Below are 16,820 nucleotides of genomic sequence, written 5' to 3'. Positions count from 1 at the left end.
CCGTCACGTCCGGTCCCGCCCACTCCTCCCCCGCGAGCATCTCTCACCTCAGCCCGTGCCCGCCCCAGGAGCCATCTCAGCCTCGCCTCCCGCAGGCATCTCACACCACTACTGCTTCCCCCTCCCCGCAGCCCCAACTCCTACACCCACGACGGCACCCCTCACTCTTGGCAGCAAACCACCTCGCTCCTGCGGTGCGTTATGCGCCTCGGGGTGACGGATGTCCGAAGATCGCCGCCGTCGATCACCTGACCTGCGACCAGTCATCTTGCGAGAGCTCCGCCCGATCAATGCCCTATCCACAGAGTTATCCACAGACAAGAGAGCGCTCATTGCTGTTTGGTTGCGTTTATTGCATTTTAGATGCATGTATAAACTATTGAGCACCGATGACATCCTTCGGCTCGGATTCAACCATGGCGACATCAGGCGCGCCCGCAGATGTTGCCTCCGACGGCTGTCGCGGGGCACATATCTCGTCCGCCACGTCTGCGAACTGGACTTCCATCGCCCGCTCTGGGCGAGCATCGCCGAACAGGTCCACCAGGTCTTCATCGAGCACGGAGTCATCCGCGACGATATCAACGATCTCAACGCCTCGGTGATGGCTCACTTCGCACAACGTGCCGATCGGAGAACCGACGACGCGAAGTCGAACCCACCGGCGGAGATCTTCTCGCACATCTCTGCGGCACTAATCCACAATCTGCCCATCTCCCACCCTGTCACCCACCAGGTCGAGGTCGTCCGGCGGGGCACCAACCGCAAATTCAAGACTATCCACGTCCGCGGCAGCATCATCCCGCAGAACCACCGCGCAACGATCAACGGCGCCGAGGTGACCACACTCGAACGCACACTCATCGACGTCGCCCGCAGCTACAACCTCGACGTCTCTGTGCCGATGATCGATGATGCGCTGCACCGAAAGCTGACCACCAGGGAGAAGATCCTCACGAAACTCGCTCAATGCTTGGAGAAGCGCAATTCCGCGAAAGTGCGACTGGCCATCGATCTGGCTGATTCTCGCCGCGAATCCCCCGCCGAGGCTGTCGCCGCGGTGCGATTCTACGAACACGGGATCACGGGGATGGAACCGCAGGTCACGTTTCACGCCGAATCATTGAGGCGCGATATCCGCGTCGACTTCTGTCACCGCCGGGCTCGTCTCATCATCGAGATCGACGGCATCGGCAAGCTCTATCTCGGTTCAGGTGTCCCCCGCGAGGAGCTCGAACAGGAACGCCGCCGCGAGCAGTGGCTGCGCGACCAAGGTTGGCAGGTGATTCGGATCAGTTGGAAGGAGCTGTTCGAGGAGGCGAAATTCTATGACATCCTCCGGTTCATCCGCCGTGCGCAGAACGCCACCGCCTGGTCCCCACCGCGGGCATCTGTGCCGCAGATGCATCGCGGACCGCAGCGCACCGCCGCGGACCGCCGCACCAGGCGGCACATCGCTGCATAGGGCGAGGCATCCCGCACCGCGGCTGTCGTTCACCCCTATTTCGTCGAGCACACCGTCTCCCATGGTGCGATTGGCAGAGTTTCATCCCGCACCGTTGCCGGCAACTCCTACAGGTGCTCGACCGTCCCTCACCCATAGAGACTCGTCAGAGTGGTGCAACGGTGCAAATTACGAGGAACGCGAGGGATAGTCGCCGGTGGGCGGATATGAGACCACCGGTGACAAATGGTGACGCAGTGAACCGGGCCCGGCAACGGAGAATCGTCGCGACGAGGAGACTTCGCGGTGAGAAATGCGGCCCCGGATGGAGGAAGGCCCGAAGGCGGGAAGACTCGAGACGAGAAGCCTCGGATGAGGGAGGTCCGAAGCTGGAAACCCCGAGGCGGGGCCGGGCGATCATTGTGATCGTCCGGCCCCGCCTCGGGGAGTTCAGAGCCCTGCTCGCCTCAGGCTTCGAAGCGCGGGAAGGCGCTGCGGCCCGCGTAGCGTGCGGCATCTCCGAGCTGCTCTTCGATGCGCAGCAGCTGGTTGTACTTCGCGACGCGCTCCGATCGTGCCGGGGCGCCGGCCTTGATCTGACCGGCGTTGGTCGCCACGGCCAAGTCGGCGATGGTCGTGTCCTCGGTTTCGCCGGAACGGTGCGAGATCATCGTGGTGTAGCCGTTCGTCTGCGCCAGAGACACAGCGTCGAGGGTCTCGGTCAGGGTACCGATCTGGTTGACCTTGACCAGCAGCGAGTTCGCCGTGGCGTTGTCGATACCGCGCTGCAGGCGCTCGGGGTTGGTCACGAACAGGTCGTCGCCGACGAGCTGCACCTTCGAGCCGATCGTCTCGGTCAGGGTCGCCCAGCCGTCCCAGTCGTTCTCATCGAGGGGGTCCTCGATCGACACGAGCGGGTACTTCGCCAGCAGCTCTTCGTAGTAGGCGGCCATCTCCTCGGCGGACTTCTTGCTGCCTTCGAACTCGTAGGCACCGTCGGCGTAGAACTCCGAGGACGCCACGTCGAGGGCGACGGCGATATCGCGTCCGGGACGGTGCCCGGCGATGTCGATGGCCTCGATGATGAGGTCGAGCGCCGCGGCGTTCGAGTCGAGGTTCGGAGCGAATCCGCCCTCATCGCCGAGTCCGGTCGAGAGTCCGCGTTCCTTGAGCACTCCCTTGAGCGCGTGGTAGACCTCGACGCTCCACTGCAGCGCTTCGTGGAAGCTGGCGGCGCCGATCGGGGCGATCATGAATTCCTGGATGTCGACGTTCGAGTCGGCATGGGATCCGCCGTTGAGGATGTTCATCATCGGCACGGGCATGACGTGCGCATTCGGTCCGCCGAGGTAGCGGTAAAGGGGCAGATCCGCCGAGACCGCTGCCGCGCGGGCCACGGCCAGCGAGGTGCCGAGCATCGCGTTCGCGCCGATGCGGGACTTGTTGTCGGTGCCGTCGAGTTCGATGAGCGCCTGGTCGACGAGACGCTGATCGTCGCTTTCGAGTCCGACGATGACTTCGTGGATCTCGTCGACGACAGCGTCGACAGCCTGGGTGACGCCCTTGCCCAGGTAGCGCTCGGGATCTCCGTCGCGCAGCTCCACGGCTTCGAATTCTCCGGTGGAGGCACCGGAGGGAACGCCGGCACGACCGACGGACTCATCGGCCAACAGCACTTCCACCTCGACGGTGGGATTTCCCCGGGAATCCAGGATTTCACGGGCATTTGCGGCAACGATCTCGGCCACTGAGTACTCCTTAGCGTTTGGTTTCACATGGGGAACATGTGCCTGCAGGACAGCTTAATGCACCGCGCGCCCAGGCTCACCCTCGGTCCGAGCCCCGGTTGGACTCGGATTCGAGCAGACATTGCCGCAGTCGCTCGGGCGTCGCCGGGTCGATCCCGTGCGCGAGCAGGTAGGCCTCCACTCCCCCTGGCTGACCGCCGTCCTTCGCCGAGGCGGTCCCGTGCTCGGCCTCGATCCGATCGAGGACCTCGTGCATGAGGTCGGGAGGAGCAGCGGTGGCGGTCGCGGCGAGGTTGCCGGAGATCCCAGCATCGGAGAAGTTACGAGTGATCGCCTCGAGGAAACCCCCGGACAGGTGGGTGGAGGTGATCGCATATTCGTCGACGATCTCCTGTCGGCCCACGCCGAGGAGGTCGAGCAGGAACGCTCCGATCACTCCGGTGCGATCCTTCCCGGCAGAGCAGTGGAACACCACGCCCTCGCTGCAGTGTTCGGCGATCAGGTCGACGGCGGCGGCCAGCCGGTGGCCGAAGTGCGTGATCATGAGGTCGTAGATGCGGCTGAGGCTCCGGTCACTGAGATCCATTCCTGTCGCCTCGGCGGCGGCCTTCATCTCTTCCCTGCTCAATGGTCTGCTGGGGAAGAAATGGTCGTCGAAGACGGGCAGCTCGATATGTCGGATGTCGAGGCCGTCGAGCGCATCGGGCAGCTTCGCCCTCTCGCCGATATCGCGCAGATCGATGACCGTGCCGATGCCGAGTTCGCCGATTTCGGCACGCGCCCGATCGCTCAGGTGCGCCAGACCGTCGGCGCGGAACACCTTCCCGGATCGCACTCGGCTCTCCCCCGCCTCGGTGGCGGGCCCGCCGAGGTCACGGAAGTTGAACGTGCCTTCGATCTCGAGCCTCTCCAGACTCATCGGGTTCCATCCTCGCCCCGCACCGCGGCCTTCTCTTCTGCTTTGATCCGTCGGTATTCGCGTTCGACGTCTTCCAGAGATGCCATCTCCTCCCCGGGATCGTCGGTGAAGGCCAGGGGGTGACGGCGGATGAGCTTGGCCTCGAGGCCATCGATGATGGCGCCGAGGCTGTGGCCGCAGGCTTGCCCGCTGCTTTCATCGAGCAGGGCGGAGTGGAAGAGCACTTGGTAGAACACGTCGCCGAGCTCTTCGACGACGGCCGCCCGGTTCTCAGCAGTGGGTTCTGAGGTGAAATCCTCGAGGGCGACGATGAGTTCGTCGGTCTCTTCCCGTGCGTATTTCTCGAGGCTCTGATGATCTTGCCGGCTCGACCAGGGGCAGCGTCGCCGCAGAGTCGCCATGGCTTCGATCACCGGCTGCAGTTCTGGTGCGGCCTGGCCCGCGCCCGGTCCGACTGCACCCTGGTCGACCGACTCCTGCCCGTCACGATCCCCCACGAATCACCCTCCTGTCGGCACGAAAGACCCTCACCACAAGCGGTGAGGGCCGATTCGTCGATCACTTCGAGAATTTGTCCTTGACCGATGCGCCGAAGTCTTTGACCGACTCGCCGACATCCTTGGCCTTGGCCTTGAGCTGATCGGTGGCGCCTTCGGCCTTGAGCTCGTCGTCACCGGTCACATCGCCGATGGTCTCCTTGGCCCGACCGCCGAGGTCCTCGGCCTTGTTCTCGAACTTGTCGTCAACACCCATGGTGATTCTCCTTCGCAGACGGCTGAGCGAAATGCACTTGCTGCGGATGCCTCCGCGCTTCGCACTCTACGCCACAGTCTCGGCTCGTGGGCCGGTCGGCGAAGAACAGTCGGAGAGTTCTCAACCGTTCTTCTCGACACCGGCTTCCTTGACCTCGGTGGCTTCGGACGCGACAACAGGCAGGATGGCGTCGAGGAACTGATGTGCCCACCGCAGGATGTCCGAATCGGTCATCTCCTTGGAGTCGAATCCGGTGCCCGCCATCGGTTTCGGGACGAGGACCGAGCGCAGTGCCGGTTTGAGCAGAGACTTCGGATACAGACGCTTGAGCCTGACCACCTGGGAGTCGGAGAGTTCGACGGGTCCGAAGCGGATGAAGTTGCCCTGCATGACGATGTCGTTGACCCCGGAGGCACGGGCGCGGATGCGCAGCCTGGCGACATCGGCGAGGACACCGACGGGTTCCGGATAGGGGCCGTAGCGGTCGATGAGTTCGTCGAGGACTTCCTGCAGCTGTGCTTCGTCGGTCGCCGCGGCCAGCTTTCGGTAGGCCTCGAGACGCAGTCGTTCGTGGTCGACATAGTCGGCCGGCAGGTGAGCATCGACGGGCAGTTCGATGCGCATGTCAGCCTCGGGTTCGGTCTCCTCGCCGCGGAACTTCGCCACGGCTTCACCGACGAGTCGGACATAGAGGTCGAAGCCGACGCCTTCGATATGGCCGGACTGCTGACCGCCGAGCAGATTGCCGGCCCCGCGGATCTCGAGGTCCTTCATCGCCACCTGCATTCCGGCACCCAGTTCGGTATGCGCGGCCAGGGTCGTCAGACGGTCGTGTGCGGTCTCGGTCAGCTGAGTGTCCGGCGGGTAGAGGAAGTAGGCGTAGGCGCGTTCGCGTCCACGTCCCACGCGTCCGCGCAGCTGATGCAGCTGGGATAGCCCGTATTTGTCGGCGTTGTCGATGATCAGCGTGTTCGCATTGGCGATGTCGATTCCTGTTTCGACGATCGTCGTGCACACGAGCACGTCGTACTTCTTCTCCCAGAAGTCGACGATGACCTGTTCGAGTCGGGTCTCGTTCATCTTGCCGTGGGCGATGGCGATTCGCGCCTCGGGCACCATTTCGGCGATGTGTCCGGCGACGGCTTCGATATCGCGGACCCTGTTGTGGATGTAGAAGACCTGGCCTTCGCGCATGAGCTCGCGTCGGATCGCGGCCTTGATCTGCTTGTCTTCGCGTTTGCCGACATAGGTCAGCACCGGGTGCCGCTCTTCCGGAGGTGTGGCCAGGGTCGACATCTCACGGATGCCGGTCACCGCCATCTCCAGGGTGCGCGGGATCGGGGTCGCCGACATGGCGAGGACGTCGACGTTCGTCCGCAGTGCCTTGAGCGTCTCCTTGTGTTCGACGCCGAAGCGCTGCTCCTCGTCGATGATGACGAGTCCGAGTTCTTTGAACCGCACTTCGCCGCTGAGCAGTCGGTGGGTGCCGATGACGAGGTCGAGTTTGCCGGCGGCCAGATCCTCCTTGACCTTCTCCGATTCCTGCTTGGTCTGGAACCGGGAGAGGGCGCCGATGGTGACGGGGAATCCCGAGTAGCGTTCGGCGAAGGTCTCATAGTGCTGTTGGACGAGCAGAGTGGTCGGCACGAGCACGGCGACCTGTTTGCCGTCCTGGATCGCCTTGAATGCGGCACGGACCGCGATCTCCGTCTTCCCGTAGCCCACGTCGCCGCAGATCAGACGGTCCATCGGCACGGTCTTCTCCATGTCCGACTTGACCTCGTCGATGGTGGTCAGCTGATCGGCGGTCTCGACATAGTGGAAGGCGTCTTCGAGTTCGCGCTGCCAGGGGGTGTCCGGTCCGTAGGCGTGGCCGACGGTGGCCTGACGGGCCGAATACAGTCGGATGAGTTCCCCGGCGATCTCCTTGACGGCCTTGCGGGCCTTCGCCTTCGTCGTCTGCCAGTCGGCGCCGCCCATCTTGTTGAGGTTCGGGCTCTCCCCGCCGACATAGCGGGTGACCTGGTCGAGAGCATCGCTGGGAACGTAGAGGCGGTCACCGGGCTGTCCGCGTTTGGCGGGCGCGTATTCGATGATGAGGTATTCGCGGGTGTGCTTGTTCGCACCTCGCCCTGTGGTCCGCTGGGTCATTTCGACGAATCGTCCGACGCCGTGCTGGTCGTGGACGACGTAGTCGCCGGGAGCCAGGTTGAGCGGGTCGACCTGGTTGCGTCGACGACGGGTGGGCAGCTTGCGCATATCCCGCGTCGAGGTGGCCGCAGCCCGACCGAGCACATCCGCCTCGGTGAGCACGGCGAGTTTGAGATCGTCGAAGACGAAGCCGCCGAAGGACGCGGCCGTCGTCACGGTCACCAGGGCTTCGGGCAGATCGGTCGGGTCGTCGACGAAGGAGGCGGGCACTCCGGCTTCGGAGAACACCTCGACCATGCGTCGGCCCGGGCCCTGGCCTTCGGTGAGCACGAGGATGCGCCACTTGTCGTGGATGAGTGCCTTGACGTCGGCGAGGATCGCCTCGACGTCTCCGGCATAGCCCTTCGGGATGCGGGCAGGGACGGAGAAGATGTTCTCCTCGGGACCGGCGAGCTCCTCGTCGGTGGCGAATCCGCCGATCTCCCACCAGGCCAGGCCGATGAGGCGAGCGCCTTCGGCCATCTCGGCCACGGTGCGGAAGCTGGCGGCAGACAGGTCGATCGGGGTCTCTCCCCCGCTGGCTGCTCCGGTCCAGGCGGCCTCGAGGAATTCGTTCGTCGTCTCCACGAGGTCCGTGGCACGGGCGTCGACGCGTTCGGGTTCGGTGATGATGATCTTCGATCCGGCCGGCAGCAGAGCGATCATCGGCTCCATTCCGTCGGCGAGGACGGCGGAGAGCGATTCCATCCCTTCGACGGCGACTCCGCCGGCGATCTTGTCGAGCATATCTGCGGCGCTGGGCACATCCTCGGCGAGTTCCGCGGCCCGCTTCCGCACCGAATCGGTCAGGAGCAGCTCCCGGCACGGCGGTGCCGACAGTCGCAGGGGTTCGTCACCGTCGTCGGTGGGGATGGAGCGTTGGTCGCTGACGGAGAATTCGCGGATCTCGTCGACCTCATCGCCGAAGAACTCCACACGCAGCGCTCGCTCCGAGGTGGCCGGGAAGATATCGACGATTCCGCCGCGCACAGCGAATTCGCCGCGTCTGGAGACCATGTCGACTCGGGAGTAGGCGAGTTCGGTGAGCCGTTCGGCGAGGTCATCGATCTCGTATTCGTCGCCGACGGCGAGCTCGACCGGTTCGATGTCGCCGAGCCCCTTGGCCAGGGGCTGGAGGAAGGCGCGCACGGGCGCGATGATGAAGGTCAGTTCCCGGCCGGGAGTGGGGTGGGCGAGGCGGCGCAGCACCTCGAGGCGCTGGCCGACGGTGTCCGACCGCGGCGACAGCTTCTCGTGCGGCAGGGTCTCCCAGCTGGGGAAGATCGCGATCGACGCCGACGGCACCCAGTCGGCCAGCGCCTGGGCGAGGTCTTCTGCCTCACGTGTCGTGGCGGTGACGATGAGCTGAGGCCCCGAGGCGGCCCCGTCGGTGGTGACGGTGCGGCGCAGGATCGACGGCCACAGTCCCTTGATCGCATCGATCGTGCCACCGTCGGTGTTCGCGTCGTTGAAGGCCGCGACGAGTTCGGTGATGGTGGGATTCCGGCGGGTGAGATCGAGTCCGTTGAGCACCCGAACAGTCTAGGCCACGCGGCTGACACGACCCATTCGGCGCCCTCTCGACAAAGCCCGAGGACCACGGGAGTCGAAAACGTGTGAGGATGAGCATATGGCCATGAAGAGAACCGTCCTTGCAGGTTTGGCTGCGGCGACGCTCCTGCTCGCAGGGTGCACGGCCGATGCCGATGACGACATCGCCGTCGCCGAACGGTGGGACTTCCATTCCCGCCCCGAACTCGCCCCGCCGAAGGTCGATATCGACGCCGGGGCCTTCCCCGACGACAACGGAGACCTGGAGACCTTCCTCGCCCCGAAGGGACAGACGCAGACCGATGACACGTCCTGGGTGGGCGGGCTCATCCTCGACTCCGCCGGTGACCCGGTGTGGATCAGAGACGACTCCGAGGCGCTGTGGGATCTGCGCGTCCAGGAATATCAGGGGAAGCCGGTGCTCACCTGGTGGGAGGGACTGGCCGAGACTCCGCACACCGCCGGCGAGGTTGTCGTCCTCGACGACTCGTATCAGGAGATCGCCCGTGTCGGCATGGGCGGCGAGCTTCCCAAGGACACGTCCGACCTGCACGAGACGACGATCACCGCCGATGACACAATGTTCCTCATCTCCTACGTGAAGACGCAGACGGATCTCAGCTCAGTCGGCGGAGCCGAGGACGGCTGGGCCTGGGAGGGCATCGTCCAGGAGGTCGACATCGCAAGCGGTGATCCCCTGTTCGAATGGCGCTCCCTCGACGCCGTGCCCATCGATCAGACCGAGACGGAGCTCAAGGAAGGCGAGGGCACGAAGGACGAGCCCTTCGACTACATCCACCTCAACTCCGTGTCCGAGGACGATGACGGCAGGGCTCTCCTCGTCTCGGCGCGCAATACCCACGCTGTCTACCAGCTCGACCGGAAGAGTGGCGATCTCAACTGGGTCCTCGGCGGCAAGGCCTCGGACTTCGAGATGGGCGAGAGCGCACAGTTCGCCTGGCAGCACGATGCCCAGCGCCGCTCCGATGGGACGCTGACCCTGTTCGACAACCACGCCGCGCCTCGGCTCGGCGACACCCGCGGTCTGCGCCTCGACGTCGATGAGAAGAGGAAGCGCGCCGAGGTGGTCACGGAGTATCCCGCCCCCGACGACCGTTCGTCGGGCAGTCAGGGCAACTTCCAGGAGCTGCCGGGCGGCAACGTCGTCCTCGGCTGGGGTTCGGAGCCCTACATCTCCGAGTTCTCCAAGGACGGAAAGCTGCTCGCCGACCTCACCTTCACCGGCGGATCGAACTACCGCGCCTACCGCTTCGACTGGCATGCCCAGCCGACTGCTCCCCCGACGGCCACGAAGTCACAGCCGCAGTCCGACATCACTCGGGTGCACATGAGCTGGAACGGTGCCACCGAGGTGGCTTCGTGGAGGGTGCTCAGCGGTGACGACGAGGAGCACCTCGTCGAGAACACCGAGGTCGAGCGCAGCGGTTTCGAGACGGCGGCGGACATCACCCCGAACGGTTCGACGATCATCGTCGAAGCTCTCGACGCGGACGGCAAGTCCCTCGGGTCGACCAGAGCGGAGCCTCAGAACAGATAGTTTCGGGAGTTGGACCGGTCGTGAATATTTCGAGGCGATAACGGGCCTAACGGAACGATCACGATTGCCCGGAAGGCCCGGATGTTCGGGGTTCTCCAATCTTCATCACCCACAATTGGAACATGACCGACCACTCCCCCCGTTTCTCCGCCGAGGAATCCCGACTCCTCTTCGGCCCTGACTCCACCGACTCCGGATCTCCCCACTCCGGCCGTTCCGCGAATCCCCCGGTTGCGCACCTGAACACCACCGTCGACCGGCCGCATCTGCTTTCCCGGTTCGCTCCGGTGCTGATCGTCCTGGCCGTCATGTGGGTCATCGAGATCGTCGATGCGATCCTCCCCGTCGACCTCGACGTCTTCAGTCTGGAGTCATGGAATCCGCTCTCGCTCTACGGCCTGGTCACCTCGCCGCTGCTGCATTCGGGATTCGGCCATCTTCTGGCCAATACTTTCCCGTTCCTCGTCCTCGGCATCGTCATCGCCTTCGAAGGCAAGCGTCGTTTCTGGACGGTCACGGGCATCACCGCGCTGAGCTCCGGGCTCGGTGCGTGGCTGACCACGCTGCCCGGCCAGCACATCGTCGGGGCGTCCGGCATCGTCTTCGGATTCTTCGGCTACCTCGCGCTGCGCACCTGGTTCACCGATGACCTGCTGCGCAAGATCATCTACTTCACCATCGGCCTGTTCATCTTCGTCACCTACGGCGCATCGATGATCTTCGGCATGCTGCCGCAGACGAACGACATCTCCTGGCAGGGCCACCTGTTCGGATTCGCCGGCGGCATCTTCGCCGCATGGTGGCTGCACCGTCGCCCGGAGAAGCAGAAGACGGCCTGAGTCCCGGGCAGCGCCCGCTGCTTGGTCAGCACCCGAGGTGCGATCAGCGAGAGTGGAACTTCTGCTGCATGTCGGTGAGCCCGCTGACGATGACCTCTTCGACGGCATCGGCGAGGTCGGAGACGAACATCGGCAGGATCGTGCGCTCGTCCTTCGAGAACGGGCGCAGCACATAATCGGCGGTGTCCTGTCTCCCCGGAGGGCGTCCGACTCCCGCTCGCACCCGCAGATAGTCCTTCGTCCCCAGCACCGAGGTCATCGAACGCAGACCGTTGTGCCCGCCCTCTCCCCCGCCGAGCTTGGCTTTGATGGCATCGAAGGGGATGTCCACATCGTCATGGACGGCGATGATCCGGTCGGTGGCGATTCCGTAGAAGTCAGCCAGCGCGCGCACCGGTCCGCCGGATTCGTTCATATATCCCGTCGAGGTGGCCAACACCACCCGCGGACCGGGCAGTCCCGGGACGCTGCCGCCGGGCAGCCGCCCGGTGCCGACGTTCGCACGCAGCTTCGTCCGCGTCAGCGTGGTTCCGATGCGGGAGGCGAGTTCGGCGATGACCATCTGTCCGATGTTGTGCCGTGTCGCTTCGTACTTGGGGCCGGGATTGCCCAGTCCGAAGACCAACCATGCTTCGTTCGACATTGCCGTCCTTGTCCGTCCTGTCCGCGCCCGCTGACCGAGTGGTGGGGCTTCTGCTCGCCGCGGGGCGAGAGGTGCGCCGGGTTCGCTCTTGAGAAACGCATTCGGTGGGCCGCCCAACAGGCGGCCCACCGAACAGCGTAGTCAGTCAGTGCTCCTCACGGCACGTTGAGTGCCGGGAGGAGAGAAGATCACTCCTCTTCGGAGGTCTCTTCCTCACCGGACTCCTCAGCGGCCTCTTCCTCGGTCGACTCTTCAGCAGTCTCTTCCTCGGCGTCGGACTCGGTGTCCATCTCGATCTCTTCGGAGACGTTGACGATGAGCTGCTCTTCGTCGGCGATGAGCTCGACGCCTGCAGGCAGTTCGACCTGACCGGCCAGAACGTGCTCGCCGGCGGGACGGCCTTCGATGGAGACCTCGATGAGCTCGGGCAGCTTGGTCGCATCGGCCTTGACGGCGATGGTCGACTCTTCCTGCGAGACCATGGTGCCGGGGGCGGCTTCACCGATGACGTGGACGGGCACGTCGACCTCGATCTTCTCGCCGCGCTTGACGATGATGAGGTCGAGGTGCTCGATATCACGACGGACGGGCTCGATCTGGACGTCGCGCGCAATGGCGAGGACGTTCTTCGATCCGTCGGTGCTTTCGATCTCGAGCAGCGCGTTGGCGTGCTTGAGAGCCAGCATGGTGGCGTGGCCCTCGAGGGACACGTGCACGGGGTCTCCGCCGTGGCCGTAGATGACAGCGGGGATGCGTCCTGCGCGGCGGATGCGGCGCGCTGCGCCCTTGCCGAACTCGTTGCGAGCTTCGGCCAGAAGTTTGAAGTCAGCCATTTTCTCTCCTTCGTGGTGAACTTACCTTCGAGCACCACGGCGAAACAGCCTGAGCACCCACGCGAATCACGAACCCGATGGGTTCGTTTCGTGGGGCAGGACCGCGTCGATCACGGAGACATCAGTCTCCCTCGCCGAGGCAACCCGACTAGTCTACGGCACCGTCCGTTTCGGCACCAATCCGAGAGGTCACGGCTGCAGCGCACGCATCGATTCCGGTTTCGGTGAGGAGGATGTCGTAATGGTTCGTCCCCTGCACATCGACGATGTCCATCTGCGGCCATTGCCGAGCGAAGTCGTTGGTCGTCTCCGGCGGGTACAGGCCCGGTTCGGCGGCGACGAGGTCGCGCTCGGCGAAGAGGAAGACCACTTCGGACTGGGTTCCGTCACTGCCCATGATCGTCTCCAGGGCATCACGGTAGGCGGAGCCGGTGTACATGTCGGCCGAATCGGCCTGCATCGCCTCCACCGACGTCGACGGTTGGAACGAATGGTCGTCCTTGGCCGCCAGATCGTAGACGAAGCTCTCGGTCGCCACGGTGTCGAGGCCGTCGACGAAAGCGGGGTGAGCGGCGAAGAACGCCAAGTACTCCTCGACGCTGCCGAAGGTCATCGACAGCCGCTCGGCGGCCGGGCCGAGGACGGCGGCGATGAGATCATCGGTGTCGAGGTCCTCATCGTTGAGGTCGTCGACGGGGCCGTCTCCGTGGGGCTGCCCCACTGGCAGGGGAAGTCCCCCGTCGATGAGGACGGGGCCACGGAAACGGCGGGCCGCCTCGGCGCCGGTGTCGACGTTCGGCTCAGCCGACATTCCGGCCAGGGTCATGGCGACGAAACCGCCCATGGAATGACCAACCAGGGTGACCGGCCCCTCCGGGGCGAAGGCATCGAGCACGGCGGTGACATCCTCGGCGTGGGCGGCCATCCCGAACGGGCCGGGCAGGGTGCGCGAGTCGGCTCGTCCGCGCAGGTCGGGCCCGATGATGCGGACGCCGGGCAGTGCGGAGACGAGGCCCGCGAAGAACAGGTGGTTGGAGGTGATGCCGTGGATGACGCACACGGTGGGCACGCGCCCGGGGCCGCTCGCCACCGGCTCCCACACTCCCACGGACAGCTGCCCGCCGGGGACGTCCACGCGGTACCGGTTGTAATCGTGTGAGGACATCGTCCCTGATCCCTTCGCCGAAGTCTTGCCTCCAGTGTAGGACCTCACGGCAGTCCAGACGATGCGAACCCCGAGCCGCATCGACTCGGGGTTCGCATCAGATCCGGCGCGATTGCGCGGATCACGGGGCCTCAGCCTTCGGGATCAGACCTCGAAGAGACTCGTGACCGATCCGTCTTCGAAGACCTCGTGCACGGCACGAGCGATGAGCGGGGCGATCGAGAGCACGGTGAGCTTGTCGAAGATCTTGTCTTCGCTCAGCGGCAGAGTGTTCGTGACGATGACCTCTTCGGCCACGGAGTTCGACAGGCGTTCGACGGCCGGGCCGGAGAACACGGCGTGGGTGGACACGACGATGACGCCCTTCGCGCCGGCGGCCATGCAGGCATCGGCGGCCTGCACGATGGTGCCGCCGGTGTCGATCATGTCGTCGACGAGCACGCAGGTGCGGCCCTCGACCTCACCGACGACGCGGTTGGCCTTGGTCTCGTTCGGTCGGGTGATGTCGCGGGTCTTGTGGATGAAGGCCAGCGGCACTCCGCCCAGCGAGTTCGACCAGTTCTCCGCGACCTTGATGCGGCCGGCGTCGGGCGAAACCACGGCTAGGTCGCCGGGGTACTTGTCCTTGACGTAGCCGGCGAGGATCGGCATCGCGATGAGGTGGTCGACGGGACCGTCGAAGTAGCCCTGGATCTGCGCGGTGTGCAGGTCCACGGTGATGATGCGGTCGGCACCGGCGGTCTTGTACAGATCGGCGACGAGGCGAGCGGAGATGGGCTCGCGTCCGCGGTGTTTCTTGTCCTGCCTGGCGTACGGGAAGAACGGTGCGATGACGGTGATGCGCTTGGCCGATGCACGCTTGAGGGCGTCGACCATGATCAGCTGCTCCATCAGCCATTCGTTGATGGGAGCGCAGTGGGACTGGAGGACGAAGACGTCGCTGCCGCGCACTGACTCGGAGTAGCGGACGTAGATCTCGCCGTTCGCGAAGTTGTAGATGTCGGTGGGGAGGAGTTCGGTCCCCAGATTCTCCGCGACTTGCTCGGCGAGTTCGGGATTTGCCCGACCGCTCACCAGGACGAGCTTCTTATCGCCCGCCGTCGTTATCTCATTCACTGATCCGTTCCCCTTCGGATGCGTTTTCGGCCGCCTGCGCTGCAGGCGTGCCCGGACGGTTTGTCTGAACCCAGCCCTCCAGGTTGCGCTGTGGGGCCACCGAGATGGCCAGCGCTCCTGCAGGGACATCCTTGCGCACCGTCGTGCTCGCACCCGAATAGGCGCCGTCGCCCACGGTGACAGGGGCGACATACATATTGTCCGAGCCCATGCGTGCATGCTTGCCGATGACGGTGCGGTGCTTGTTGACGCCGTCGTAGTTGACGAACACCGAGGCGGCTCCGATGTTCGAGCCCTCCCCGATCTCCGCATCGCCGACGTAGGAGAGGTGGGGTACCTTCGCACCCTTGCCGATATCGGCGTTCTTCGTCTCCACGAAGGTGCCGATCTTTCCGGACTCGCCGAGCTTGGTGCCCGGACGCAGGTAGGCGAACGGTCCGACGTTGGCTTCCGGGCCGACGACGGCGAGTTCACCGTGGGTGCGCACGACCTTGGCGTTCTCCCCCACCTCGGTGTCCTTGAGGGTGGTGTCGGGGCCGACGACGGCGCCGGCGCCGATGTCGGTGGCGCCCAACAGCTGGGTGCCGGGCAGGATCGTCGCATCGGCGGCGATGGACACGTCGACGTCGATCCACGTGGTGTCGGGGTCGATGATGGAGACACCGGCACGCATGAACTTCTCGCACTGCCGGCGGTTGAGCTCCTTGCCGAGGTTCGCCAGCTGCACGCGATCATTGGCTCCCTCGACCTGCCACAGGTCGTCGGTGGCCGTGGCGGCGACGGGGCGGCCCGCCTCACGGGAATGTCCGATGACGTCGGTGAGGTACTTCTCACCCTGCGCGTTGTCGGTCGTCAGCGAGGCCAGGCCCTCCTTGAGCGCCGCGGCGTCGAAGGCGTAGATGCCGGAGTTGATCTCACGGATGGCCCGTTCGGTCTCGCCGGCGTCCTTCTGCTCGACGATGCGCAGCAGGGATCCGTTCGCGTCGCGGACGATGCGGCCGTACCCGGTCGGGTCGTTCACCTCGGCGGACAGGACGGTCACGGCGTTGGCGTTGGATTCGTGGATCTCGACGAGGCCGTTGATGGTCTCCGTCGTCAGCAGCGGCACATCGCCGTAGGTGACGACGACGGTTCCGCTGAGGTCCTCGGGCAACTGGGTGAGCGCACATTCGGTGGCGCGGCCGGTGCCCGGAACCTCATCCTGATCGGCGATGAGCAGGGTTCTCTGGGAGGACACGGGAAGGGAGTCGAGGTGGGCGACGAGCTGATCGCGCTCATGGCGGACGACGACGATGAGGTGCTCGGGAGAGGTTCCGGCCGCCGCGGCGACGGAGTGATGGAGCAGGGAGCGTCCGCCGATGGGATGCATCACCTTGGGAAGAGCCGACTTCATTCGAGTGCCTTGGCCCGCTGCCAGAACGATGACGGCGGTCGGATGAGTCTGCGACATAGTTGAATCCTTCGCATGTCGGGTTGGGCCAGCTCCGCCCATAGGATTCGAACCTATACTGCACGGCTCCAAAGGCCGGCGTGCTGCCATTACACCAGGGCGGAACAGCGTGCACCAGTAGAGGGGCCCGCGCTCACGAGACACCATCATGCCACTACGATTAACTGTATGGAAATTCTACGCGAGATTCTTCTGACCCTGCATCTGCTGGGTATGGCCATCATCGTCGGCGGCTATTTCACCGTCATCCGCTCCCCCAAAGTGATGCCCGGAATGCTCCACGGCGCCTATCTGCAGCTGGTCACCGGCCTGCTGCTCATGGGGCTGGCCGAGATGGGCGATGGCGACGTCAACCATATGAAGCTCGGCATCAAACTGGTCGTGGCGATCCTCGTCACTGTCTTCGCGTTCATCGGCAACAAGAAGCAGAAGGCCTTCGCCGCCTCTGCGCCTGCAGAGGGCGGGGCAGGCGTGAAGGTGGCGAACCCGTCGGCGACCATGGCACACCTGGTGGTGGCCTTCGCGGTCATCAACGTCATCGTGGCCGTCTTCATCCACTGACCCTCCCCAATTACTACCTGACGGCGGCTCAGCAACCTCGCGCGAGGTTG

The 16,820-nt window shown here is 64.8% G+C and carries 14 protein-coding genes and 1 tRNA gene; 4 read left to right on the top strand and 11 right to left on the bottom strand.

What is annotated here, in order from left to right; all coding sequences use genetic code 11:
* Positions 1 to 367 precede the first annotated feature (367 nt).
* Positions 368 to 1,465: a DUF559 domain-containing protein gene (locus ACVZTU_RS06225; protein WP_181270299.1), complete on the top strand. Its 1,098-nt coding sequence runs from the start codon at positions 368 to 370 to the stop codon at positions 1,463 to 1,465.
* Positions 1,466 to 1,911: 446 nt separating this feature from the next.
* Here the strand turns inward: ACVZTU_RS06225 and eno are convergent, their stop codons facing one another.
* The 5 genes from eno to mfd form a co-directional block, all read right to left on the bottom strand.
* Positions 1,912 to 3,192, bottom strand: coding sequence for a phosphopyruvate hydratase (eno, locus tag ACVZTU_RS06220; protein ID WP_482401584.1), 1,281 nt, complete (start codon positions 3,190 to 3,192; stop codon positions 1,912 to 1,914).
* 76 nt (positions 3,193 to 3,268) lie between these two features.
* Positions 3,269 to 4,111, bottom strand: coding sequence for a tyrosine-protein phosphatase (locus tag ACVZTU_RS06215; protein ID WP_482401583.1), 843 nt, complete (start codon positions 4,109 to 4,111; stop codon positions 3,269 to 3,271).
* Positions 4,108 to 4,608 (bottom strand): MazG nucleotide pyrophosphohydrolase domain-containing protein, encoded by a 501-nt coding sequence (locus ACVZTU_RS06210; RefSeq protein ID WP_482401582.1) that lies wholly within the window; start codon positions 4,606 to 4,608, stop codon positions 4,108 to 4,110. The genes ACVZTU_RS06215 and ACVZTU_RS06210 overlap by 4 nt, the downstream gene beginning before the upstream one ends.
* A gap of 61 nt (positions 4,609 to 4,669) precedes the next feature.
* Positions 4,670 to 4,864 carry a CsbD family protein gene (locus ACVZTU_RS06205; RefSeq protein ID WP_482401581.1) on the bottom strand — a complete coding sequence of 65 codons (195 nt, stop codon included), beginning with the start codon at positions 4,862 to 4,864 and terminating at the stop codon, positions 4,670 to 4,672.
* 120 nt (positions 4,865 to 4,984) lie between these two features.
* Positions 4,985 to 8,587, bottom strand: coding sequence for a transcription-repair coupling factor (gene mfd / locus ACVZTU_RS06200; RefSeq protein ID WP_482401580.1), 3,603 nt, complete (start codon positions 8,585 to 8,587; stop codon positions 4,985 to 4,987).
* A gap of 97 nt (positions 8,588 to 8,684) precedes the next feature.
* Between mfd and ACVZTU_RS06195 the strand changes: the two genes are divergently transcribed.
* Both ACVZTU_RS06195 and ACVZTU_RS06190 read left to right on the top strand, forming a co-directional pair.
* Positions 8,685 to 10,163 carry an arylsulfotransferase family protein gene (locus tag ACVZTU_RS06195; RefSeq protein ID WP_139469668.1) on the top strand — a complete coding sequence of 493 codons (1,479 nt, stop codon included), beginning with the start codon at positions 8,685 to 8,687 and terminating at the stop codon, positions 10,161 to 10,163.
* A gap of 122 nt (positions 10,164 to 10,285) precedes the next feature.
* A complete protein-coding gene (locus tag ACVZTU_RS06190) occupies positions 10,286 to 11,002 on the top strand; it encodes a rhomboid family intramembrane serine protease (protein ID WP_139469669.1) in 717 nt (238 codons plus the stop codon).
* 43 nt (positions 11,003 to 11,045) lie between these two features.
* On the opposite strand, the gene pth is transcribed toward ACVZTU_RS06190, so the two are convergent.
* The 6 genes from pth to ACVZTU_RS06160 form a co-directional block, all read right to left on the bottom strand.
* On the bottom strand, positions 11,046 to 11,645 hold the full coding sequence (pth, locus tag ACVZTU_RS06185; RefSeq protein ID WP_139469670.1) for an aminoacyl-tRNA hydrolase: 600 nt from the start codon (positions 11,643 to 11,645) through the stop codon (positions 11,046 to 11,048).
* Positions 11,646 to 11,833: 188 nt separating this feature from the next.
* Positions 11,834 to 12,478, bottom strand: a complete 645-nt coding sequence (locus ACVZTU_RS06180; protein ID WP_139469671.1) for a 50S ribosomal protein L25/general stress protein Ctc — start codon at positions 12,476 to 12,478, stop codon at positions 11,834 to 11,836.
* A 148-nt stretch (positions 12,479 to 12,626) separates the two neighbouring features.
* Positions 12,627 to 13,643, bottom strand: coding sequence for an alpha/beta fold hydrolase (locus ACVZTU_RS06175; RefSeq protein WP_446655835.1), 1,017 nt, complete (start codon positions 13,641 to 13,643; stop codon positions 12,627 to 12,629).
* A gap of 144 nt (positions 13,644 to 13,787) precedes the next feature.
* Positions 13,788 to 14,759, bottom strand: a complete 972-nt coding sequence (locus ACVZTU_RS06170; protein ID WP_025777652.1) for a ribose-phosphate diphosphokinase — start codon at positions 14,757 to 14,759, stop codon at positions 13,788 to 13,790.
* Positions 14,752 to 16,209: a bifunctional UDP-N-acetylglucosamine diphosphorylase/glucosamine-1-phosphate N-acetyltransferase GlmU gene (glmU, locus tag ACVZTU_RS06165; protein WP_482401579.1), complete on the bottom strand. Its 1,458-nt coding sequence runs from the start codon at positions 16,207 to 16,209 to the stop codon at positions 14,752 to 14,754. The genes ACVZTU_RS06170 and glmU overlap by 8 nt, the downstream gene beginning before the upstream one ends.
* Positions 16,210 to 16,241: 32 nt before the next feature.
* Positions 16,242 to 16,313, bottom strand: a tRNA-Gln gene (locus ACVZTU_RS06160).
* A gap of 64 nt (positions 16,314 to 16,377) precedes the next feature.
* Here ACVZTU_RS06160 and ACVZTU_RS06155 point away from each other — a divergent pair.
* Positions 16,378 to 16,770 carry a hypothetical protein gene (locus ACVZTU_RS06155; RefSeq protein WP_139469675.1) on the top strand — a complete coding sequence of 131 codons (393 nt, stop codon included), beginning with the start codon at positions 16,378 to 16,380 and terminating at the stop codon, positions 16,768 to 16,770.
* Positions 16,771 to 16,820: the final 50 nt, after the last annotated feature.

The sequence above is a fragment of the Brevibacterium sp. OS20 genome (genome assembly GCF_056837565.1).
The sequence above is the reverse complement of the archived record's forward strand: the minus strand, read 5'-3'. Positions and strand labels throughout refer to the sequence as shown.